Source organism: Klebsiella sp. PCX (assembly GCF_021869705.1).
Taxonomy (GTDB): Bacteria; Pseudomonadota; Gammaproteobacteria; order Enterobacterales; family Enterobacteriaceae; genus Klebsiella; species Klebsiella quasipneumoniae.
Genome location: NZ_CP091527.1, coordinates 900,764 through 919,990 on the forward strand (window position 1 = coordinate 900,764; position 19,227 = coordinate 919,990).

23 protein-coding genes are annotated in these 19,227 nt (G+C 62.6%); 5 read left to right on the forward strand and 18 right to left on the reverse strand.

Annotated elements, in window-relative coordinates; translation table 11 throughout:
* The first annotated feature begins 6 nt into the window (after positions 1–6).
* The 4 genes from GQR96_RS04150 (at position 7) to GQR96_RS04165 (ending at position 3,576) form a co-directional block, all read left to right on the forward strand.
* Positions 7–933 carry an ABC transporter ATP-binding protein gene (locus GQR96_RS04150; RefSeq protein ID WP_004204387.1) on the forward strand — a complete coding sequence of 309 codons (927 nt, stop codon included), beginning with the start codon at positions 7–9 and terminating at the stop codon, positions 931–933.
* On the forward strand, positions 930–1,700 hold the full coding sequence (locus GQR96_RS04155; protein WP_004204389.1) for an ABC transporter permease: 771 nt from the start codon (positions 930–932) through the stop codon (positions 1,698–1,700). The genes GQR96_RS04150 and GQR96_RS04155 overlap by 4 nt, the downstream gene beginning before the upstream one ends.
* Before the next feature lie 123 nt (positions 1,701–1,823).
* Positions 1,824–2,264, forward strand: a complete 441-nt coding sequence (locus tag GQR96_RS04160; RefSeq protein WP_064178514.1) for a PTS sugar transporter subunit IIA — start codon at positions 1,824–1,826, stop codon at positions 2,262–2,264.
* 58 nt (positions 2,265–2,322) lie between these two features.
* Positions 2,323–3,576, forward strand: coding sequence for a polysaccharide deacetylase family protein (locus GQR96_RS04165; protein WP_064178513.1), 1,254 nt, complete (start codon positions 2,323–2,325; stop codon positions 3,574–3,576).
* 36 nt (positions 3,577–3,612) lie between these two features.
* On the opposite strand, the gene panD is transcribed toward GQR96_RS04165, so the two are convergent.
* The 9 genes from panD to thpR form a co-directional block, all read right to left on the reverse strand.
* Positions 3,613–3,993, reverse strand: a complete 381-nt coding sequence (gene panD, locus GQR96_RS04170; RefSeq protein WP_004204397.1) for an aspartate 1-decarboxylase — start codon at positions 3,991–3,993, stop codon at positions 3,613–3,615.
* Positions 3,994–4,086: 93 nt separating this feature from the next.
* Entirely contained in the window at positions 4,087–4,941 is an 855-nt protein-coding gene (panC, locus tag GQR96_RS04175) for a pantoate--beta-alanine ligase (RefSeq protein WP_053810756.1), read from the reverse strand.
* Positions 4,942–4,952: 11 nt separating this feature from the next.
* Complete coding sequence (gene panB, locus GQR96_RS04180) at positions 4,953–5,744, reverse strand: 3-methyl-2-oxobutanoate hydroxymethyltransferase (protein ID WP_004204400.1); 792 nt, start codon at positions 5,742–5,744, stop codon at positions 4,953–4,955.
* A gap of 119 nt (positions 5,745–5,863) precedes the next feature.
* Entirely contained in the window at positions 5,864–6,343 is a 480-nt protein-coding gene (folK, locus tag GQR96_RS04185) for a 2-amino-4-hydroxy-6-hydroxymethyldihydropteridine diphosphokinase (protein WP_017901161.1), read from the reverse strand.
* Complete coding sequence (gene pcnB / locus GQR96_RS04190; protein ID WP_071592560.1) at positions 6,340–7,734, reverse strand: polynucleotide adenylyltransferase PcnB; 1,395 nt, start codon at positions 7,732–7,734, stop codon at positions 6,340–6,342. Before pcnB ends, folK begins: the two co-directional genes overlap by 4 nt.
* 62 nt (positions 7,735–7,796) lie before the next feature.
* Entirely contained in the window at positions 7,797–8,678 is an 882-nt protein-coding gene (gene gluQRS / locus GQR96_RS04195) for a tRNA glutamyl-Q(34) synthetase GluQRS (protein WP_049003548.1), read from the reverse strand.
* Between the two features lie 59 nt (positions 8,679–8,737).
* Positions 8,738–9,193: an RNA polymerase-binding protein DksA gene (dksA, locus tag GQR96_RS04200; protein ID WP_002888845.1), complete on the reverse strand. Its 456-nt coding sequence runs from the start codon at positions 9,191–9,193 to the stop codon at positions 8,738–8,740.
* A 162-nt stretch (positions 9,194–9,355) separates the two neighbouring features.
* Positions 9,356–10,072: a DNA/RNA nuclease SfsA gene (sfsA, locus tag GQR96_RS04205; RefSeq protein WP_004204404.1), complete on the reverse strand. Its 717-nt coding sequence runs from the start codon at positions 10,070–10,072 to the stop codon at positions 9,356–9,358.
* On the reverse strand, positions 10,072–10,608 hold the full coding sequence (gene thpR, locus GQR96_RS04210) for an RNA 2',3'-cyclic phosphodiesterase (protein ID WP_004204405.1): 537 nt from the start codon (positions 10,606–10,608) through the stop codon (positions 10,072–10,074). The genes sfsA and thpR overlap by 1 nt, the downstream gene beginning before the upstream one ends.
* Before the next feature lie 72 nt (positions 10,609–10,680).
* Between thpR and hrpB the strand changes: the two genes are divergently transcribed.
* Positions 10,681–13,110 (forward strand): ATP-dependent helicase HrpB, encoded by a 2,430-nt coding sequence (hrpB, locus tag GQR96_RS04215; protein WP_065904235.1) that lies wholly within the window; start codon positions 10,681–10,683, stop codon positions 13,108–13,110.
* Positions 13,111–13,157: 47 nt separating this feature from the next.
* Here hrpB and GQR96_RS04220 read toward each other — a convergent pair whose 3' ends face one another.
* Genes GQR96_RS04220 through gspG form a run of 9 tightly spaced genes read right to left on the reverse strand, consistent with a single transcriptional unit; the run spans position 13,158 to position 19,227 of the window.
* Positions 13,158–13,958, reverse strand: coding sequence for a prepilin peptidase (locus GQR96_RS04220; RefSeq protein WP_065904237.1), 801 nt, complete (start codon positions 13,956–13,958; stop codon positions 13,158–13,160).
* A gap of 14 nt (positions 13,959–13,972) precedes the next feature.
* Complete coding sequence (locus tag GQR96_RS04225) at positions 13,973–14,701, reverse strand: type II secretion system protein N (protein WP_065904239.1); 729 nt, start codon at positions 14,699–14,701, stop codon at positions 13,973–13,975.
* Positions 14,691–15,176 (reverse strand): type II secretion system protein M, encoded by a 486-nt coding sequence (locus tag GQR96_RS04230; protein ID WP_065904241.1) that lies wholly within the window; start codon positions 15,174–15,176, stop codon positions 14,691–14,693. The genes GQR96_RS04225 and GQR96_RS04230 overlap by 11 nt, the downstream gene beginning before the upstream one ends.
* Complete coding sequence (gene gspL, locus GQR96_RS04235; RefSeq protein ID WP_062914383.1) at positions 15,169–16,365, reverse strand: type II secretion system protein GspL; 1,197 nt, start codon at positions 16,363–16,365, stop codon at positions 15,169–15,171. Before gspL ends, GQR96_RS04230 begins: the two co-directional genes overlap by 8 nt.
* Complete coding sequence (gspK, locus tag GQR96_RS04240) at positions 16,358–17,338, reverse strand: type II secretion system minor pseudopilin GspK (RefSeq protein ID WP_175936600.1); 981 nt, start codon at positions 17,336–17,338, stop codon at positions 16,358–16,360. Before gspK ends, gspL begins: the two co-directional genes overlap by 8 nt.
* Positions 17,335–17,931 carry a type II secretion system minor pseudopilin GspJ gene (gene gspJ / locus GQR96_RS04245; RefSeq protein WP_065904245.1) on the reverse strand — a complete coding sequence of 199 codons (597 nt, stop codon included), beginning with the start codon at positions 17,929–17,931 and terminating at the stop codon, positions 17,335–17,337. Before gspJ ends, gspK begins: the two co-directional genes overlap by 4 nt.
* Entirely contained in the window at positions 17,928–18,293 is a 366-nt protein-coding gene (gspI, locus tag GQR96_RS04250; RefSeq protein ID WP_069734362.1) for a type II secretion system minor pseudopilin GspI, read from the reverse strand. The genes gspJ and gspI overlap by 4 nt, the downstream gene beginning before the upstream one ends.
* On the reverse strand, positions 18,290–18,805 hold the full coding sequence (gene gspH, locus GQR96_RS04255) for a type II secretion system minor pseudopilin GspH (RefSeq protein WP_004204416.1): 516 nt from the start codon (positions 18,803–18,805) through the stop codon (positions 18,290–18,292). Before gspH ends, gspI begins: the two co-directional genes overlap by 4 nt.
* Positions 18,805–19,227 (reverse strand): type II secretion system major pseudopilin GspG, encoded by a 423-nt coding sequence (gene gspG, locus GQR96_RS04260; protein WP_004204417.1) that lies wholly within the window; start codon positions 19,225–19,227, stop codon positions 18,805–18,807. The genes gspH and gspG overlap by 1 nt, the downstream gene beginning before the upstream one ends.

Sequence of the window (19,227 nt, forward strand, 5' to 3'; positions counted from 1 at the left end):
TATTTAATGACCATTGCTCTGGAATTAAAACAGCTCAAAAAAACCTACCCCGGCGGGGTTCAGGCACTGCGGGGAATCGACCTGCAGGTTGAAGCGGGGGATTTCTATGCCCTGCTGGGCCCGAACGGGGCGGGAAAATCCACGACGATCGGCATCATCAGCTCGCTGGTGAACAAAACCTCCGGTCAGGTCAATGTCTTTGGCTACGATCTGGAGAAAGATGTCGTCAACGCCAAGCGCCAGCTTGGCCTGGTGCCGCAGGAGTTTAATTTTAACCCGTTCGAGACCGTGCAGCAGATCGTCGTTAACCAGGCGGGCTACTACGGCGTTGAGCGTAAAGAAGCCATCGCCCGCAGCGAAAAGTACTTAAAACAGCTCGATCTGTGGGAAAAACGCAGCGAACGCGCGCGGATGCTCTCCGGCGGGATGAAGCGCCGCCTGATGATCGCTCGCGCGTTGATGCATGAGCCGAAGCTGCTGATCCTCGACGAGCCGACCGCCGGCGTCGATATCGAACTCCGCCGCTCGATGTGGGGCTTCCTCAAGGATCTCAACGATCGCGGAACCACCATTATTCTGACCACCCACTATCTCGAAGAGGCCGAAATGCTGTGCCGCAACATCGGCATCATCCAGCACGGTACGCTGGTGGAAAACACCTCGATGAAAGCGCTGCTGTCGAAGCTGAAGTCAGAGACCTTTATTCTCGACCTCGCGCCAAAAAGCCCGGTGCCGAAGCTCGAGGGCTACCAGTATCAGCTGGTCGATACCTCGACGCTGGAAGTGGAGGTCCTGCGCGAGCAGGGGATTAACAGCGTCTTTGCGCAGCTGAGCGCCCAGGGGGTGCAGGTACTGAGTATGCGTAACAAAGCCAACCGTCTGGAAGAGCTGTTTGTCACCCTGGTGCATGAGCGAAAAGGAGAGTCAGCATGATGCAGCTTTATTGGGTCGCGCTGAAAAGCATCTGGACCAAAGAGATCCATCGTTTTATGCGCATCTGGGTGCAGACGCTGGTGCCGCCGGTGATCACCATGACCCTGTACTTCGTGATTTTCGGCAACCTGATCGGCTCGCGCATCGGCGAGATGCATGGCTTTACCTATATGCAGTTTATCGTGCCGGGCCTGATCATGATGGCGGTGATCACCAACGCTTACGCCAACGTCGCCTCGTCGTTCTTCAGCGCCAAGTTTCAGCGCAACATTGAGGAGCTGCTGGTGGCGCCGGTGCCGACGCACGTGATTATCGCCGGCTACGTGGGCGGCGGGGTGGCGCGCGGGCTGTGCGTGGGCATCCTGGTGACCGCGGTGTCGCTGTTCTTTGTGCCGTTCCAGGTTCACTCCTGGCTGTTTGTTGCCCTGACGCTGCTCCTCACTGCGGTGCTGTTCTCGCTGGCCGGGCTGCTGAACGCGGTGTTTGCCAAGACCTTCGATGACATCAGCCTGATCCCGACCTTTGTGCTGACGCCGCTGACCTATCTCGGCGGGGTGTTCTACTCGCTGACCCTGCTGCCGCCGTTCTGGCAGGGGCTGTCGCATCTGAACCCCATCGTCTACATGATCAGCGGTTTCCGCTTCGGCTTCCTCGGTATCAACGATGTGCCGCTGGTGACCACCTTTGCGGTGCTGGTGGTCTTCATCGTCGCCTTCTATCTCCTCTGCTGGTCGTTAATCCAGCGCGGCCGCGGCCTGCGTAGCTGATACTCATCACGGTTTAGCGCTTCCGGACGCCAATACGCGAAGCGCTAACCGCTTATCTTTGACCGCCATCACCGATACGCCATCTTCCCCTTGCTACATTGTTGGCTGGCTAAGGAGGGAAGCATGCTTGGTTGGGTCATTACCTGCCACGATGAGCTGGCGCAGGAGATGCTGGATCGTCTTGAACAAAAATTTGGTCCACTGGCCCAGTGCCGGGCGGTCAATTACTGGCGCAATCTCAGCAGCAATATGTTGAGCCGGATGATGTGCGATGCGCTGCATGCCACCGACTCCGGGGACGGGGTCATTTTCCTTACCGACAGAACCGGCGCGGCGCCTTATCGGGCCGCGGCGCTGATGAGCCACAAACATACCCACTGCGAAGTGATCTCCGGCGTCAGCTATTCATTACTTGAGCGAATGTATCTGCTGCGGAATACGTTAAGCAGCGAGGCGTTTCGCCAGGCTATCGTCAGCGCGGGCGGTCCGATGGTGAGCAGCCTGTGGCATCAGCAGCAGAAGAACCCCCCGTTCCGGTTGCGTCATGATTCCTTTGGAAATTAAGCAGCGGGACAGATGCCGCTTTTGTTACAATAACCGCCGTTGATGGTTTACCGGTTCGATGCGCATGCTTGCCCGATTTTTTACTCTGCTTCTTTTACTGACCTCACTCAGCGCCTCCGCCAGTCTGCTTAGCCAGCAGGGCGAGCCTGTGCGCTATATGCAAACCACCGAAGACGCGGTTATCTGGGCGCAGGTGGGGAACCATGTGGTCAGCGTCGGCAATGTGCGTGCCGGGCAAATCCTCGCGGTTGTCCCGACGGCGGCTGATTACTATGAGTTTCGCTTCGGCTTCGGCACCGGGTTTATTGACAAGGGCCATCTGGAGCCAGTGCAGGGTAAGCAGCGGGTGGAGGACCGTCTTGGGGATCTCAATAAGCCGCTGAGTAACCAGAATTTACTCACCTGGAAAGATACGCCGCTCTATGACGCTCCCTCTGTGAGCAGCGCGCCGTTCGGCACGCTGGCCAATAATCTGCGCTATCCGATCCTCAGCAAGCTGAAGGACCGGCTCAATCAGACCTGGTTTCAGATCCGCATTGGCGACCGGCTGGCGTGGGTCAGCAGTCTGGATGCGCAGGAGGATAACGGGATCCCCGTGCTGACCTATCACCATATTCTGCGTGACGAAGAGAACACCCGTTTCCGCCATACCTCGACCACCACCTCGGTACGCGCCTTTAATAACCAGATGACCTGGCTGCGGGATCAGGGTTATACCACGCTGACCCTCTATCAGCTGGAAGGCTACGTGCGCAATAAAATCAACCTTCCGGCCCGGGCAGTCGCCATCACCTTCGATGACGGCTTGAAATCGGTAAATCGCTACGCCTATCCGGTGCTGAAACAGTATGGCTTCCACGCCACCGCCTTTATTATTTCATCGCGTATTAAGCGTCATCCGCAGCAATGGGATCCGAAATCGCTGCAGTTCATGAGCATTTCTGAGCTCCGGCAGATCCAGGACGTCTTTGACATTCAGTCGCATACCCACTTTCTCCACCGGGTGGACGCCAGCCGGCGGCCGATCTTATTCAGCCGCAACTACCATAATATTCTGTTTGATTTTGCCCGCTCGCGCCGGGCGCTGAGCCAGTTTAATCCACATGTGCTCTACCTTTCCTATCCCTTCGGCGGGTATAACGCCACGGCGGTGCAGGCGGCGAATGACGCCGGGTTTCATATGGCGGTGACGACGGTGCGTGGGAAGGTGAAGCCGGGGGACAATCCGTTTCTGCTAAAGCGGTTATATATCTTACGCACGGATTCGTTGGAGACGATGTCGCGGCTGATCAGTAACCAGCCGCAGGGGTAAACTTCGGCGCTGCGCCTGAGTGCGGCGCCGTGGTCATCAGGCGACCTGCACCGGAATCGCTTTTGCCTGGCGCTTCATTTCGTTGTCGCCTTCGAAGTAGGCGATGTTGGGCTGCCAGCGGCGCGCCTCTTCGTCAGACATGGTGACGAAGCTGGCGATGATCAGGATATCGCCGACGCTGGCGCAGTGCGCGGCGGCGCCGTTAACGGAGATGATTCTGGAGCCCCGCTCGGCGGCAATGGCGTAGGTGGAGAAACGGTTGCCGTTGGTGACGTTCCAGAGGTGAATGGTTTCATTCTCCAGAATACCGGCCGCATCCAGGAAGTCCTGGTCAATGGCGCAGGAACCTTCATAGTGCAGGTCAGCCTGCGTCACTTTTACGCGGTGGAGCTTGCCCTGCAGCATATTACGCATCATAACTTCTACCCTTCAACCTTAATGTAGCAGAGCGGACACGACGTCCGCCCTGAGAAAAGCCCGGGCAAGTATTGCCCGATTTTTACCCGCTGTCTACTGACCGAGCGTGACGATCTGGTTGTCGATCAGGCGGGCCTGACCGAGCCAGGCGGCCATCAGGATCACCGCGCGCTGGCTGGCGTCGGTCAGTTCAAGCAGGGTGTCGGCATCGCGGATCTGAATGTCGTCGGCGCGGAAACCTTTCTCGTTCAGCTCCTGTTCGGCGATAGCGATGATCTCGTCGAGCTGACGGTCGCCGGCGGCCAGTTTTTCCGCCGCCGCGCTCAGCACTTTATACAGGCCGGGAGCGATTTTGCGCTGGTCGGCGGTCAGGTAGCCGTTACGCGAGCTTAGCGCCAGGCCATCCTTCGCGCGGACGATCGGCACGCCGATAATATCGATATCGTAGCCCATGTCGGCAACCATCTTGCGGATCAGCGCCAGCTGCTGGAAGTCTTTCTCGCCAAAGCAGGCGACGTCAGGCTGAACCAGGTTAAACAGCTTACTGACGATGGTCGATACGCCGCGGAAATGGCCCGGGCGGCTGGCGCCTTCCAGCATGGTGGACAGGCCGGGGACGTCGACGTAGGTCTGGCCTTCGGTGCCCTGCGGGTAGACTTCCGCCGGCGTCGGCGCGAAGACAAAATCGACATGACGCTTGTTCAGCTTTTCACAATCATCCTGTAGGGTGCGCGGGTAGCGCGCCAGGTCATCGGCGCGGTCAAACTGCATCGGATTGACGAAAATACTGACCACCACCACGTCCGCGCTGGCTTTGGCTTCATCAACCAGCTTCATATGACCATCATGCAGGTTGCCCATCGTCGGGACCAGCGCGATACGCTTGCCTTCCTGACGCAGACGGCGGATATGCTGACGCAGCAGCAGCACGGATTCTATAATCAGCACAACAAGACTCCTTAATGGAAACTGTGTTCTTCGCCCGGATAGACCCCGGATTCAACTTCGGCAATATACTGCCGCACCGCGGCGCGGATGTCGCCCGCCTCGGCAAGGAAATTCTTGGCAAATTTCGGAATGTGGCCGCCGGTAATGCCGAAAGCGTCATGCATCACCAGGATCTGCCCATCGGTGACGTTGCCCGCGCCGATGCCGATCACCGGAATGGTCAGGGCTTCGGTTATGCGTTTCGCCAGGGCGACCGGGACGCACTCCAGCACCAGCAGTTGCGCGCCTGCCGCTTCCAGCGCTAACGCGTCTTCAAACAGGGTCTGCGCCGCATCGCCGCGTCCCTGCACTTTATAGCCACCGAAGACGTTCACCGACTGCGGCGTCAGGCCGAGATGGCCGCAAACCGGCACCGCGCGTTCCGCCAGCATCTTCACGGTCTCGGCCAGCCAGGCGCCGCCTTCGAGTTTGACCATATTGGCGCCAGCGCGCATCACGACGGCGGCATTTTCGAAGGCCTGCTCCGGCGTGGCGTAGGCCATAAACGGCAGGTCGGCGAGCAGCAGGCTGTTCGGCGCGCCGCGGCGGACGGCGCGGGTGTGATAGGCGATATCTTCTACGGTGACCGGCAGGGTGGAGTCGTGACCCTGCACCGTCATTCCCAGCGAGTCGCCCACCAGCAGCACATTAATGCCTTCATCGGCGAACAGCTTCGCGAAGCTATGGTCGTAGGCGGTAATGGTGGCAAAGCGCTTCTTTTCCTGTTTGCATTTCTGCAGCAGGGCAATGGTGGTCGGTTTCATAACATTTCCTGATGATGAAAGTCATATTAACCGGCATTCTAACAGCAGCATTCAGAGGGGCAATGATTTTGGGCAACCGATTACGACGATCGCCGCAAATGCTAAAAAAGGAGAGGGAATTACCAGATAGCGGGCTTTGCCGCGCCGAGATCATCCAGCACGGCGCGCAGCGCCATGCCGTCAGGAAAGTGGAGGTCCGGGGCGATCTCGAACAGCGGCCAGAGCATAAAGCCGCGGTTTCTCATATCGTAGTGCGGAACGGTCAGGCGCTCGCTGTTAATGAGCGCATCGCCAAACAGCATAATGTCGAGATCGAGGGTGCGCGGCCCCCAGCGTTCGGCTTTGCGCACCCGACCCTGCTGCAGCTCAATGCGCTGGGTGTGATCGAGCAGCGCCTCAGGGGACAGCGTGGTTTCCAGCGCGACGGCGGCGTTGAGATAGTCTGGCTGATCCTGCGGGCCCAGCGGCGGCGTGCGGTAGAACGAAGAGACGTTCACCACGCGGCTGTGCGGAATTTCGCCCAGGGCGTGGATAGCCGCCTGCACCTGCGCCAGTGGCGAAGCGAGGTTACTGCCGAGGGCGATATAGGCCAGGGTCATGCGTTACCCTGGCGTGGCGCGCGCTTGCGCGGACGGCGGTGGCGACGGCGCGGCGCCGGATCGTCCCCGAGGTCGTTGAGCATATCTTTTTGCGCCGGCGGCGCGGCGACCTGAAATTCGCCCCACCATTTGGTCAGACGCTGCAGTTCGCCGTTGTTTTCAGCGCCAGCGCGTAGCTCCAGCAGATCGTAGGCGGCGCGGAATTTCGGATGCTCCATCAGCTTCCAGGCGCGTTTGCCCTGGCGACGGGACATGCGCAGCTGCAGCTGCCAGATATCGCGGATCAGGGTGGTGATGCGCTTAGGGATCGCCAGCGTACGGCAGGCTTCGTCCAGTACGTCGTTCATCGCCAGGGCGAAGGCGTCATAGTACGCCAGACCGCTCTCCTGGGCGATTTTCTGCGCCGTCTCCAGCAGCGGATACCAGAACATCACTGCGAACAGGAAGGCCGGATTGACGCGCATGTCGTTACGAATGCGGGTATCGGTGTTCTTCAGCACCTGGTTGATGATCCGCTCCATCGGGCTATCGCCGCGCTCGGTAAAGTAGCGGGTGATGGTCGGGAACAGCGGCTGGAACAGGTTGTATTCCCGCAGCAGCAGGTAGGTCTGATAGCCATGCCCGGCCTGCAGCAGCTTGAGCACTTCTTCGAACAGGCGCGCCGGCGGCACGTCGTGGAGCAGGGCGGCCAGCCGCGGCAGCGGTTCGGCCGTTTCCGGACTGATGGTCATATCCAGCTTGGCGGCGAAGCGCACCGCGCGCAGCATGCGTACCGGATCCTCGCGATAGCGGGTTTCCGGATTGCCGATCAGGCGGATCACGCCGTCCTGCAGATCCTTCATGCCGCCGACGTAGTCGCGAACGGTAAAGTCCGCCACGCTGTAATAGAGGCTGTTGATGGTGAAGTCGCGACGCTGGGCGTCCTCTTCGATCGAGCCGAAGATATTATCACGCAGCAGCATGCCGTTCTGGCCCCGCTGGGAGGTGACGCGATCGGTAGTGTGTCCTTCGTGATGGCCACGGAAGGTAGCGACCTCAATAATTTCCGGCCCGAACATGACGTGCGCGAGGCGGAAACGGCGCCCGACCAGACGGCAGTTGCGGAACAGCTTACGCACCTGATCCGGCGTGGCGTTGGTCGTGACGTCAAAATCTTTTGGCTTTTTGCCAAGCAGCAGGTCGCGGACGCCGCCGCCGACCAGCCAGGACTCGTAGCCCGCCTTGTTGAGGCGGTACATGACCTTGAGGGCGTTTTCACTGATATCTTTGCGGGAAATAGCATGCTGCTCACGCGGGATCACCGTCATAGGCGTTGGTTCGACGGCGGCTTCTGCCTCGCGCTCCTCACGGCTTAGCACCTTACGGCAAAAATTAGCGACTCGGGTAAAAATGGTGCACCTCGTAGTGTCAGACGGACTTCAGATCAACTGTACAGTGTAAAAATAGCGGCTAATCATAGCTCAGCGGGAGCCATTTGAGAATGCTCGATTTTCGCCGGCTGCCAGTTGGCGACGGCCTGGGCGAGTAAATCATTGATGCTCAGGGCCTGCCACTCCCCGGCGATCTCCTGATTCAGAAAGCGGAGCGCCCGGACGATTTCGGGGCGCGGATCGCCTTCCGGCAGCGCCGGCGCGTGGTTTTGTTTAGAGAGCTTATTGCCGTCGGCATTGAGGGCCAGCGGCAGATGGAGGTAGTCCGGCGCCTGCCAGCCAAAATGCTGATACAGCGAAATCTGCCGCACCGTCGGCTCAATCAGATCGGCGCCGCGGACGATCTCGGTGATCCCCTGAAAGTGGTCATCGACCACCACCGCCAGGTTGTAGGCAAACAGTCCATCGCGACGGTGGATAATAAAATCTTCTCGCGCCAGCGGCTCGTTGGCGACCAGCGTGCCGCGCAGGCGGTCGGTGAACTGCAGAACCGGACGGGTCTGGCGCAGACGCAGCGCGGCGTTTTCCGCCCCCAGCCCAAGGTCGCGGCAGTGACCATCATAGATCCCGCCTACGGCGTGGATACGCGCGCGGGTGCAGGTGCAGTAGTAGCTCAGCCCTTGCTCGCTCAGCCAGGCCAGCGCCTCGCGGTAGGCTTCGTGCCGTTGCGACTGCCAGAGCACCTCGCCGTCCCAGTGCAGACCATAGTGGTCGAGCTGGCGCAGGATGGTGTCGGCGGCCCCGGTGACTTCGCGCGGCGGGTCGATATCTTCAATACGAACGCGCCAGATACCCTGGTTCGCGCGGGCCTGCAGGTAGCTGCCGAGCGCGGCGATCAGAGAGCCGAAGTGGAGTTCGCCGGAGGGGGAGGGAGCAAAGCGCCCTATATAGCGTGAGTCAGTCATGGTACGGACAACAGAACCAGGCGGGAGAGACTCCCGCCAGAGAGTGAGGCAGCAGGGGATTAGCCCGCCATCTGTTTTTCGCGAATTTCCGCCAGGGTTTTGCAGTCAATGCACAGATCCGCTGTCGGACGCGCTTCCAGACGGCGAATGCCGATCTCCACGCCGCAGGATTCGCAGTAGCCGAAGTCTTCGTCTTCAACTTTTTTCAGCGTTTTCTCGATCTTTTTGATCAGTTTACGTTCGCGGTCGCGGTTACGCAGCTCCAGGCTGAACTCTTCTTCCTGGGCGGCACGGTCTACCGGGTCCGGGAAGTTAGCAGCTTCATCCTGCATGTGCGATACGGTGCGATCCACTTCATCCCTGAGTTGATTACGCCATGCTTCAAGAATACGCTTGAAGTGCGCCAGCTGGGCTTCGTTCATATACTCTTCGCCCGGTTTCTCTTGGTACGGCTCCACCCCAGCGATGGCGAGAATACTCAGGGACGATGTTTTACGGTTTTGCCCTTCTTGCATGTTGCTTCTCCTTAACACGCACTATCGATCCCCATGTGGGGGAAAATCAGGCCGCTATAAATAGCAGATGCTTTTCCGGATAGCAATTATCTAAACGTTACACTTGACAACCCTGTGAAGAAAAGCGTATTCGCGCTTGCGACCCGAACACTATTTAGCCACTTATTTACCGGGGTTTAACACCACGGCGATCGGCTTATTCAGAGTCATCCTCGTCGTAGAAAGTTCCGCTTTCCAGGCGAGAATTTCCACCCCCTTGTCGCGGGCTTCTGTTAACAGCTGTGCGTATCTGGCATCAATATGATGCGCGGGAGAGAAACGGTCAATTGCCGAATGCAGGACGGCAAATAAAATCACCGCGCGGTCGCCATTTGCCGCGACGGCCATCAGCTCCCGCAGGTGCTTCTGTCCGCGCATAGTCACCGCATCAGGAAAATAACCGTATTCTTTCTCCGCCAACGTAACCGATTTCACTTCAATATAGCAGTTTTGGCGATCATCTGCCTGTAACATAATATCGATACGGCTATTCTCAGCGCCATATTTCACTTCGCTTTTCAGCTGGTTATAGCCTGAAAGTTCAGGGATTATTCCGGCGGAAATTGCTTCTTTCGCCAGCGTATTCGCGCGCAGCGTGTTGACGCAAATAACGGCGCCCTGCTGCGTTTCAGTTAATTCCCAGGTATGGGCATATTTGCGCTTCGCATTGTCAGAAGTGGAATACCAGACGGTGTCGCCCGGGACGGCGCAGCCGGTCATGGCACCGGTATTTGGGCAGTGGAGCGTCAATTCGCGGCCATCGGGGGTCACCACGTCGGCAAGAAAACGTTTGTAACGTTTAAGCAAAATGGCGGGTTGCAACGGCGGATCAAACTGCATCAATTTTCCTTATCAAACGGATAATGTTCCAGCGCCGTGTAGCGCGTGCGCCCGCGGCTAAAGCTGGATTCATAGAGCACGAACTCGTTCACCGGAAACGTCCAGCGAAAGCCGGGCGGCGGGATCGGCACCGCCTGACGGGCATCGCGCCACAGGGTAATGTGCGGATGAAACGGCTGCGGACTCTGATAGCAGCCGCTGCGCGCCGCCTGAGCGCGCAGCATACTGGCAAGCTGCAGCAGGCCGCGCGGTGGCTGACGGGTCCCGAGCCAGACCACCCGCGAACGCAGCCACTGTCCGGCATCGTCCAGCGTCAGGGTAAAGCCCGGCTGCTGGAGGCGGCCGGCGAGGGCAGACAGCGCCCGCTGTTTTTCCGCGCTCACCTCGCCGAGAAACGCCAGCGTCAGATGAAGGTTATCCGCCGCGACGGGCCTGCCGGCATCCTCAGGGAAGTGCGTTGCCCGCCACTGGACAATCTGTTTGCGGACGGCAGGCGGCAGTTCAATCGCAAAAAACAGCCTTTTCGGCTCAGACATGATAGAGACTCGGTAATGAATTAGGGGGATGCTACAATGCGAGCCCCTGAATGTTAACCCCCGGAGCCTTTTGTGTCCTCATTGCCGGTTGCCGCCGTCCTCCCAGAACTGTTATCCGCCCTGCAGCATGCGCCGCAGGTTTTGCTCAACGCGCCGACCGGCGCCGGGAAGTCGACCTGGCTGCCGCTGCAGATCCTCGCTGAGGGTAACATCGCGGGACGCATTATCCTGCTGGAGCCTAGGCGTCTGGCGGCGCGCAATGTCGCGCAGCGGCTGGCTGAACTGCTCGGCGAAAAGCCAGGGGAGACCGTGGGTTACCGCATGCGTGCCGAAACCTGCGTCGGGCCACAGACCCGCCTGGAGGTGGTCACGGAGGGGATCCTGACGCGCATGATCCAGCGCGATCCCGAGCTGACGGGCGTGGGGCTGGTGATCCTCGATGAGTTTCACGAGCGCAGCCTGCAGGCGGATCTGGCGCTGGCCCTGCTGCTTGATGTCCAGCAGGGGTTACGTGACGATCTCAAGCTGCTGATTATGTCGGCGACCCTCGATAACGAGCGCCTGCAGCGTCTGCTGCCGGAGGCGCCGGTGGTGGTCTCGGAGGGGCGCGCTTATCCGGTGGAGCGTCGCTTCAGCCCGCTCTCCGCGCACCAGCGTTTTGATGAGGCGGTGGCGGTAGCGGCGGCGGAGCTCCTGCGGCATGAACAGGGGTCGATGCTGTTGTTTCTGCCCGGCGTCGGCGAGATCCAGCGCGTTCAGGAACAGCTGACGGAGCGCGTGGCGGAGGATGTCATCCTCTGCCCGCTGTATGGCGCTTTGCCCCTAAGCGAGCAGCGCAAAGCGATCCTCCCGGCGCCGGCCGGGAAGCGCAAAGTGGTGCTGGCCACCAACATTGCTGAGACCAGTTTAACCATCGAGGGCATCCGCCTGGTGGTCGACACCGCCCAGGAGCGTGTTGCCCGCTTTGACCCGCGCACCGGCCTGACCCGGCTGGTGACGCAGCGCATCAGCCAGGCATCGATGACCCAGCGCGCCGGACGCGCCGGTCGTCTCTCCCCGGGGATCTGCCTGCATTTGCTCGGCAAAGAACAGGCCGAACGAGCGGCGGCGCAGAGCGAACCGGAGATCCTGCACAGCGATCTGTCGGCGCTGTTGCTGGAGCTGCTGCAGTGGGGTTGCCACGATCCGGCCTCGCTGGCCTGGCTGGATCAGCCGCCGGCGGTGAACCTGGCTGCCGCGCGCCGCCTGCTGGAGGCGCTCTCGGCGCTGGACGGCGAGCGGCTGTCGGCGTTTGGCCGCAAAATGGCGACCCTCGGCAACGAGCCCCGGCTGGCGGCGATGCTGGCCGCTGCGCAGACCGATGACGAAGTGGCGACGGCGGCCAGGCTGGCGGCGATCCTTGAGGAGCCGCCGCGCGGCGGGCTGGCGGATTTGGGCGCCGTCTTTTCCCGTCAGCAGGCCAACTGGCAGCAGCGCGCGCAGCAGCTGATGAAGCGTCTGGCCTGCCGCAGCGGCCAGCCCGATGCGGGACGAATGGCTGCGCTCCTGGCGTCGGCCTTCGCCGACCGCATCGCCCGCCGCCGCGGTCAGGAGGGACGCTATCAGCTGGCGAACGGTATGGGCGCGATGCTGGACGCCGACGACGCGCTGGGCCGCCATGAGTGGCTGATCGCTCCGCTGCTGCTGCAGGGCAGCGCCTCACCGGATGCCCGCATGCTGCTGGCTCTGCCGGTGGATATCGGCGAGCTGATCGCCGCCCGTCCCGAGCTGGCGCAGCGTTCCGACACGGTGGAGTGGGATGAAGCGCAGGGGACGCTGAAAGCCTGGCGGCGGACGGTGACGGGCCAGCTGGTGATTAAGACCCAGCCGCTGGCGAAGCCCTCTGAGGCGGAGCTGCATCAGGCGATGCTCAACGGGATTCGTGAGAAAGGCCTCGGTGTGCTCAACTGGACGCCAGAGGCCGAGCAGCTGCGGCTGCGGCTGCAGTGTGCGGCGCAATGGCTGCCGGAAGAGGCGTGGCCCGCGGTGGATGACGCTTCGCTGCTGGCCTCGCTGGAGGCATGGCTGCTGCCGCAGATGAACGGCGTTCACTCGCTGCGGGCGCTGAAGGCGCTGGATCTGCGGCAGGCGCTCCAGGACTGGCTGCCGTGGCCGCTGCGCCAGAAGCTGGATCGCGAGCTGCCGACGCACTATACCGTGCCGACCGGCAGCCGTCTGGCGATCCGTTACCATGCGGAGAACCCGCCGGCGCTGGCGGTGCGTATGCAGGAGATGTTCGGCGAGGCCACGACGCCGGTTATCGCCGAGGGGCGAGTGCCACTGGTGCTGGAGCTGCTGTCGCCCGCTCAGCGTCCGCTGCAGATCACGCGCGATCTCAGCGCCTTCTGGCAGGGGAGCTACCGTGAGGTACAGAAAGAGATGAAGGGACGCTATCCGAAACACGTCTGGCCGGACGATCCGGCCAACGCCGCCCCGACCCGGCGCAGCAAAAAATATTCGTAGCCCCAGGCGCCGGGCGGCATTCTGCCCGGCCAGTCGAACCACTCACGCTAGACCATCTGCTGCCAGAGAAAAACGCCCCCTCCCGCCAGCGCCAGCCAGGGGCCGAAGGCCAGCGGCTGCTGCAGCGACTGCCGGGTCCACAGGCGCTGCAGCAGGGTCCACGTCAGCCCGCTGGCCGAGGCGACCAAAAGCACCTGCGGCAGAACCTGCCAGCCGCACCAGGCGCCCAGCGCCGCCAGCAGCTTAAAATCGCCATAGCCCAGAGCCTCTTTGCCGGTCAGCAGGCGGAACAGCCAATAGACCGACCACAGCGCCAGATAACCAGCCATCGCCCCGGCGACCGCGTCCGGCAGCGCAATGTACACCTCGTTAAGATTAAACAGCAGTCCGGCCCACAGCAGGGGCAGGGTCAGGCGATCGGGCAGCAGCTGGGTCCGGGCATCAATCCGCGCCAGTATCAGCAGAAAGGAGAGCAGCACCAGGCCGCCCGCCAGCGCCAGTCCCGGTGCGAGCAGCGCCCCCGCGAGGATAAACAGCAGGCCGGTGGTCAGCTCGGTCAGCGGATAGCTCCACGAGATGCGCGCCTGACAGCAGCGGGCGCGACGGTCTAGCCAGAGGAAGCTGAGCAGCGGGATATTGTCCCGCCAGGCGATCGGCTGGCGACACTGCGGACAGGATGAGCCCGGCGTGCTGAGGGTTAGCGGCTCGTCGTCCGCGGTCTGGGCCAGCATGCGCGGCAGACGGTAGATCACCACGTTGTAAAAGCTGCCCAGCGCCAGGCCGAACAGCAGCAGAAAGCCATACCAGATTAGAGGGAAATGCAGCGATAATGCGGCTAATGTCGTCATTTTTGCTCCTTTAATCACCATTTTCCCTGCAGCTGCCACGGCGTCGGGCCCGGGTCGTTTTTGGCCATCGGGCGGGTGACCAGCAGCGCCAGCAGGGGCGGTATCCCCTGTCTGGGCTGTAGCGTACCGTGAAACAGATAGCGGCCATCGGGCGACAGGGTTCCCTGGCCGCTGAGGCTCAGCTGATGAGAATCCTGGCGGATGGCCAGCGCCACGGCGCCGGTCGCCGTACAGCTTAAGGTGCCACTGACCTGGGCTAACTCCAGGCTACCGACCGGAGAGTGCAGCCTGGCCTGACGCCACTGCGCGCGTCCGGCGGTGATTTGCTGACAGCGCCCCTCGCTGAAGTGCGCTTCGGCCAGGCTGAAAGTGACCTCTCCTTCGGCGCTGACGGGCATGGTCGGCGTTAGCCAGCGACCGAGCAGGCTGGCGGGGGCGGTGAGCCGTCCCTCCTGCAGGCGCAGATCGCGGATCCCCCACAGCCGGGCCTGACCCTCCACGCCGCGGGGATCGCTGAGCGCGATCTGCCAGCCAGCCGGGGTAAGCGACCACGTCAGCCGCTCAAGTCGTTCGCCGCGCCAGGAGACTGACTGCGCCGCGCCGCGCCAGATACTGCCGCTGAGGTTGGCCACCTGTACCTCGGGCGGCAGCATCGGGACTAACAGGCGCGCCGGGGCGGTGGCGGTCAACCACAGCAGATAGAGCGCCAGCAGTAGCCCAACCGCGAACCCGTTAGCTTTCATCGTCGCGCTCCAGCAGCAGATGGTTGACCGTGACCCAGCCCGGCCGCGACGGCTGTGCGGTTACGGATAGCGAGACCGCGTTGACGCCGCGCATCGCCGGGGCGTCCAGCCAGTCCATCAGCGCCTGAAAGGCGCAGGGCTGAAGGGTGACCTGAAGACGTTTTCCCTGCGGCTGCAGAAGAACGACTTCCAGCCCGTGGCTCGCCGCCTCGCGCATCACCAGCGCGGTGAGCGCCTCTTTTGCCGCCAGCGCGGGCTGCTGGCTGAGCTGCTGCAGGCGCGGACCCTGCTGCGTCATCCAGCGCAGGCTGGCCTGTTCTTTCACCAGGGTTTGCCGCCACTGCGCCTCGCGGGCTCGCCAGGGCTGCCACAGCCCGTACCAGAGGGCGCACACCACCAGCAGCCCCGCGAGTCCGAGCAGCAGGCGCTGCTCCGACGGCGTGCGCTGCCGCCACCAGATAAACAGATTAGCCATCGTTTTCCTCCAGCGTCAGTTGTCCTTCAATGCCATCCGGTTTCGTGCTCATGTCGCCTGGCCGGACGCGAAACCGCGGCTGCGCCCGCTGGGTGAACTGCTCCAGCGCCCGGGAAGAGGCCGCGGCGATATCCAGCTGCAGACGGTTGGCCGCGGCATCCCAGCTCAGCGCCCGCAGGCGGATCCCCGGCGTTTCGCTGATGATGTTCTGCAACGCGCTGAGGCGGTCGACGAGGGGGGCATGCTGCGCCTGACGGGCGAGGGTTTGCAGATGCTGCTGCATCTGCAGTCGCGGGTTAATCACCTTTTTCTCCGTAGGAAACCAGCGATGATAGTAGGCCCGGCTGGCCTGCTGGGCCGCCTCGGCCTGGCGCGCCAGATCGCGATGATCCAGTACGCTGTTCACCGCCGCCAGCAGCGCCAGGGCCAGCGCGGCATACCGCGCCGGACGCCAGCTCCCCTGCGCAGGCTGCCGACGGCGGATGGCAAACTCTCCCTGCAGCAGGCTGAGCTTCTGCGCCGCCGGATGATTTGCGGCGAGGGAGAGCAGCGTCTGCGCAGGCTGCGCGCGCCACGCTCCCGGCGCCGCGGGCGGCGGCGAATAGCTGTCGATGACGTGCTCTTCCGCCTCGCCCTGCAGCAGCTCCGCCAGCCAGGAGCTTTCCGCCGCCATGCCGCTCCATGGCTGGTGGCGGATCAGCCACTGCTCGTCCACCTGCACCGCGCTCCACGCCGGCGGTTGCCAGGGCAGGGCCAGCACATCGGGCGTCAACGCCAGGGGGCGTAGGGAGAGCGACTCGCAGCGCGCCAGCCAGTCGCGCATTTTTTGCCGCTGCACGGCGACGATCTCGCACTGGGCCTGCTGGCGGTGGAGCAGGGCAAAATGGGTGGCTTCCACATCGTCGGCCAGCTGCTCTTCCAACAGGAACGGGGCCACCTGCAGCGGCGGTTTACGCAGGCCCGCCGGCAGGCTGAGGGGGTGAAACGCGCAGTCGCTGGCCGGGATCAGCACCCAGGCTGGATAATGCGCCGCCAGCGCCGGGAAAGGGCTGGCGTCGTCAGCCGGCCACCGGCCGCGGGCTTCGTGATGCGGATCGCCGGGGGCGAAGAGTTGCCAGTGCAGCGGCGCCTGCCCGGGGGCGAAGCGCACGATCAGCATGGCCTGGGGGGAAGCGTTAAACTTATTCATCAACCACCATAGAAAGTCCGTATCGCCGCTGGACGACGGTAAAGGCGCGCCCTTCCTGTTGCAGGACGCTGTGCAGCTGAAAGCGAAGGTTGCCGGTCACCACGGTGAAGGCGGCGATAAAGCGTGTGCTGCGCACCGTCAGCCAGGGGCGGGCGAGCGTGGTATCGGTTTTCTGCAGCGTAGGCTGCGCGAGAAACGCGGCGACGCTGCTCCATCCGGTTCGCGGGCGGTTGTGCAACAGCTGTTGCGCCTCCTGCAGCGTCAGATCGCCGGGAAAGAGGGCCACCAGCAGGGCGGCCTGGGAGGGCCGCAGGGTGTTTACATTGACCTGCAGCGCGTCATCCGGCTGGACGCAGACGAAGGGGAGCAGGCGCTGATAGAGCGCGGCGTCCATACCGGCCAGCAGGCGCAGCTCGCTGACGTCCTGCATCGGCTGGTTGGCGGCGAGATAGCCCGGGGTTTGCGCCATATAAACCTCGTCCTCCGCCCCGTTCAGTCGTGGCTGGCCGTCGCTGTCCGTCCAGTCGCCGAGGGCGGCGGCGATCTGGCTGGCGCGCAGCGGTGATTCACCGAGCAGCGCCAGCAGCCGGACGAAGACGTCGGTCGGGTAGGGCGTTTCGCCGCTGGTCTCATCCGCGCGATGGTTGATGGCATTGAGGTTAAAGCAGGCGTGCCCGTCGCGGATCGTGGCGAGGATTTCGCCATCGTCGAGGGTAAAGCGGCGTCCCTCCTGCGCCCAGGTTTGCGCCAGGTTCGTTTGACTGGGCGAGTCCAGCGCGTCGCGTTGCAGCAGCGCGGCGGCCATGTTTTCCGCCGCCAGGGCGTACCATCTGGCCTGCAGATTATCGAGGGTCACGGCGGTGTGTTGATAAATGACCGAGGTGCGTTCGGTCATGGCGCTGGCGAGGATCATCATCAGGGCGAGGATGAACAGCACCATCAGGAGCGCGACGCCGCGTTGCCGATTTTTCACTGGCCGCCCCCCGGGGTAAGTAAAAACAGGCGGGTTATCTCCCCGCTGTTCGCCAGGATCAGGGTGATCTCTAGCCCCTGCGGCAGCGTCTGAGGGCGGTCCCAGGTCTCCTGCCAGCGCCCGTCGGCATAAAACCGCAGGCGAAACGCCGTCACCTCGCGCAGCAGCACCCGGACCGTCGGCTGGCTGCCGGTCAGCGGATCCTGCTGATCGAAGCTCAGCCGTTCAAGCTGCTGCTGGCGCAGGCGGTAGCTGACGTTCTGGATCTCCGAGCGCGGGAGGATCCCCAGCGGATTCGGCCAGCCGCTGCGGCTGAAGGCCAGCCCCCAGTCATCGCTCTGCAACTGAAAACGTCCGGCAAAGAAAAGCGTGTCGCTGTTTCTGGCGCGACGGGGAATGATGTGCGTGACATCGTCGGCTATCTGGCGAAAAGCGCGCTGGAGGGCGGCGATCTGCTGGCTCTTCTCGCGGGTGAGGCCATCGGCGCGGATGACGTTCTGCAGCACCATCACGGCGGCGGCGCTGAGGACGGCGAGGATAGCCAGCGCCAGCAGCGTTTCAATCAGGGTGAAACCGCGCATTTTCGTTATCATGGCGGCGTCACCCAGGTGCGCAGAGTCGCCAGCGGCGCGGGATCGCTTTTTTGCCGCCGGACCTCCACGTCCAGCGCCCGCAGCTGCGGCAGCGCGGTTTCCACCCCCTGCCAGCGGACGAACCAGCGCGTCCCGGCGGCCTCCACGGTGGTTTCAGACCAGCTGAGGGCAGGCCAGCGTTTCTCCAGCCGCAGCTGCACCAGCTGATTATCCGCCAGCCAGCTGGCGAGGACTTTCTCTTCCATACGCCCGAGCTGCCGCGTCTGCTGCAGGGTGGATTGCATCACCGCCAGGCCGGCGAGGGCGAAAATCACCAGCGCGACCATCACTTCGATAAGCGTCATTCCGCTCTCGCGTTTCATGGCTGCTCCCGCGCCGCCAGCGGCTGACTGTCGCCCTGGGCGTCGATGTTGATGCCCGTCGCGGCGTCAATCCGCAGCTGAAACGGGGTGACTTCGCCGCCGGGAAAGATGATCACGTCGGGCTGCTCGCCCGGCGTCCACGCCTGGCCGTTGGGAAAGCGCAGCGTCAGCCTGGCCCGCGGGAGGGTTTCCGCCGTGGTGGCGCGCCCGGCCTGCAGCGGCAGCCACTGCGCGTTGCCCCAGCGGTCGTCAGCCGCCGCCGGGGCGCCTTCGTCGGCAGGCTGCAGGCGCATAAACTGCCAGCGGTCAGGGTGGATAACGATCCCGAAGAGCTGGCCGGTTTGCTGCCCGCGCTCGCGGACAAAATCCAGCTGCGCCTGAAAGCGCGCCAGGATCTGCGTGGCCTCCTGGGTGCGGGCGGAGGGAAACGCCAGCAGCACCATGCTGGCGCTGACGCCGATCAGCAGCAGGACCAGCATCATTTCCAGGAGGGTGAAACCGCGCTGAGACACTATTTCTTCCCGAGGGTCCAGTTGCCGATGTCGTCATTGGTGTCGGGCATCCCGTCCGGGCCGACGCTGAAGACGTCGATGGCGCCATGCTGACCGGGGCTTAACAGCTGATACTCATTTCCCCATGGGTCCTGCGGCAGGCGGCGGATATAGCCGCCTTCCGGGTAGTTGCGGGCATGCGGCTCGACGGCCGGGGCGGTCACCAGCGCCTGCAGACCCTGTTCGGTATTCGGGTAGCGGCTGTTGTCCAGCTTATACATGTCCAGCGCCCCCTCAAGCGCCACCAGATCGCTGACCACCTTCTGGCGGTCCGCTTTCTCCTTGTTGCCCATCAGGTTGGGTACCACCAGGCTGGCGAGGATGCCGAGAATGACGATCACCACCATAATTTCCAGTAACGTGAAGCCGCGTTGCCGTTGCAT

Excerpts from the sequence above, each read along its gene's own strand:
- panB (WP_004204400.1), bottom strand. The coding sequence starts at position 5,744 with ATGAAACCGACCACCATTGCCCTGCTGCAGAAATGCAAACAGGAAAAG.
- dksA (WP_002888845.1), bottom strand. The coding sequence starts at position 9,193 with ATGCAAGAAGGGCAAAACCGTAAAACATCGTCCCTGAGTATTCTCGCC.
- gspL (WP_062914383.1), bottom strand. The coding sequence starts at position 16,365 with ATGAATAAGTTTAACGCTTCCCCCCAGGCCATGCTGATCGTGCGCTTC.
- GQR96_RS04230 (WP_065904241.1), bottom strand. The coding sequence starts at position 15,176 with ATGGCTAATCTGTTTATCTGGTGGCGGCAGCGCACGCCGTCGGAGCAG.
- GQR96_RS04160 (WP_064178514.1), top strand. The coding sequence starts at position 1,824 with ATGCTTGGTTGGGTCATTACCTGCCACGATGAGCTGGCGCAGGAGATG.
- GQR96_RS04225 (WP_065904239.1), bottom strand. The coding sequence starts at position 14,701 with ATGAAAGCTAACGGGTTCGCGGTTGGGCTACTGCTGGCGCTCTATCTG.
- GQR96_RS04220 (WP_065904237.1), bottom strand. The coding sequence starts at position 13,958 with ATGACGACATTAGCCGCATTATCGCTGCATTTCCCTCTAATCTGGTAT.
- gspG (WP_004204417.1), bottom strand. The coding sequence starts at position 19,227 with ATGCAACGGCAACGCGGCTTCACGTTACTGGAAATTATGGTGGTGATC.
- gspI (WP_069734362.1), bottom strand. The coding sequence starts at position 18,293 with ATGAAACGCGAGAGCGGAATGACGCTTATCGAAGTGATGGTCGCGCTG.
- GQR96_RS04150 (WP_004204387.1), top strand. The coding sequence starts at position 7 with ATGACCATTGCTCTGGAATTAAAACAGCTCAAAAAAACCTACCCCGGC.
- folK (WP_017901161.1), bottom strand. The coding sequence starts at position 6,343 with ATGACCCTGGCCTATATCGCCCTCGGCAGTAACCTCGCTTCGCCACTG.
- gspJ (WP_065904245.1), bottom strand. The coding sequence starts at position 17,931 with ATGATAACGAAAATGCGCGGTTTCACCCTGATTGAAACGCTGCTGGCG.
- gluQRS (WP_049003548.1), bottom strand. The coding sequence starts at position 8,678 with ATGACTGACTCACGCTATATAGGGCGCTTTGCTCCCTCCCCCTCCGGC.
- sfsA (WP_004204404.1), bottom strand. The coding sequence starts at position 10,072 with ATGCAGTTTGATCCGCCGTTGCAACCCGCCATTTTGCTTAAACGTTAC.
- GQR96_RS04165 (WP_064178513.1), top strand. The coding sequence starts at position 2,323 with ATGCGCATGCTTGCCCGATTTTTTACTCTGCTTCTTTTACTGACCTCA.
- GQR96_RS04155 (WP_004204389.1), top strand. The coding sequence starts at position 930 with ATGATGCAGCTTTATTGGGTCGCGCTGAAAAGCATCTGGACCAAAGAG.
- thpR (WP_004204405.1), bottom strand. The coding sequence starts at position 10,608 with ATGTCTGAGCCGAAAAGGCTGTTTTTTGCGATTGAACTGCCGCCTGCC.
- panD (WP_004204397.1), bottom strand. The coding sequence starts at position 3,993 with ATGATGCGTAATATGCTGCAGGGCAAGCTCCACCGCGTAAAAGTGACG.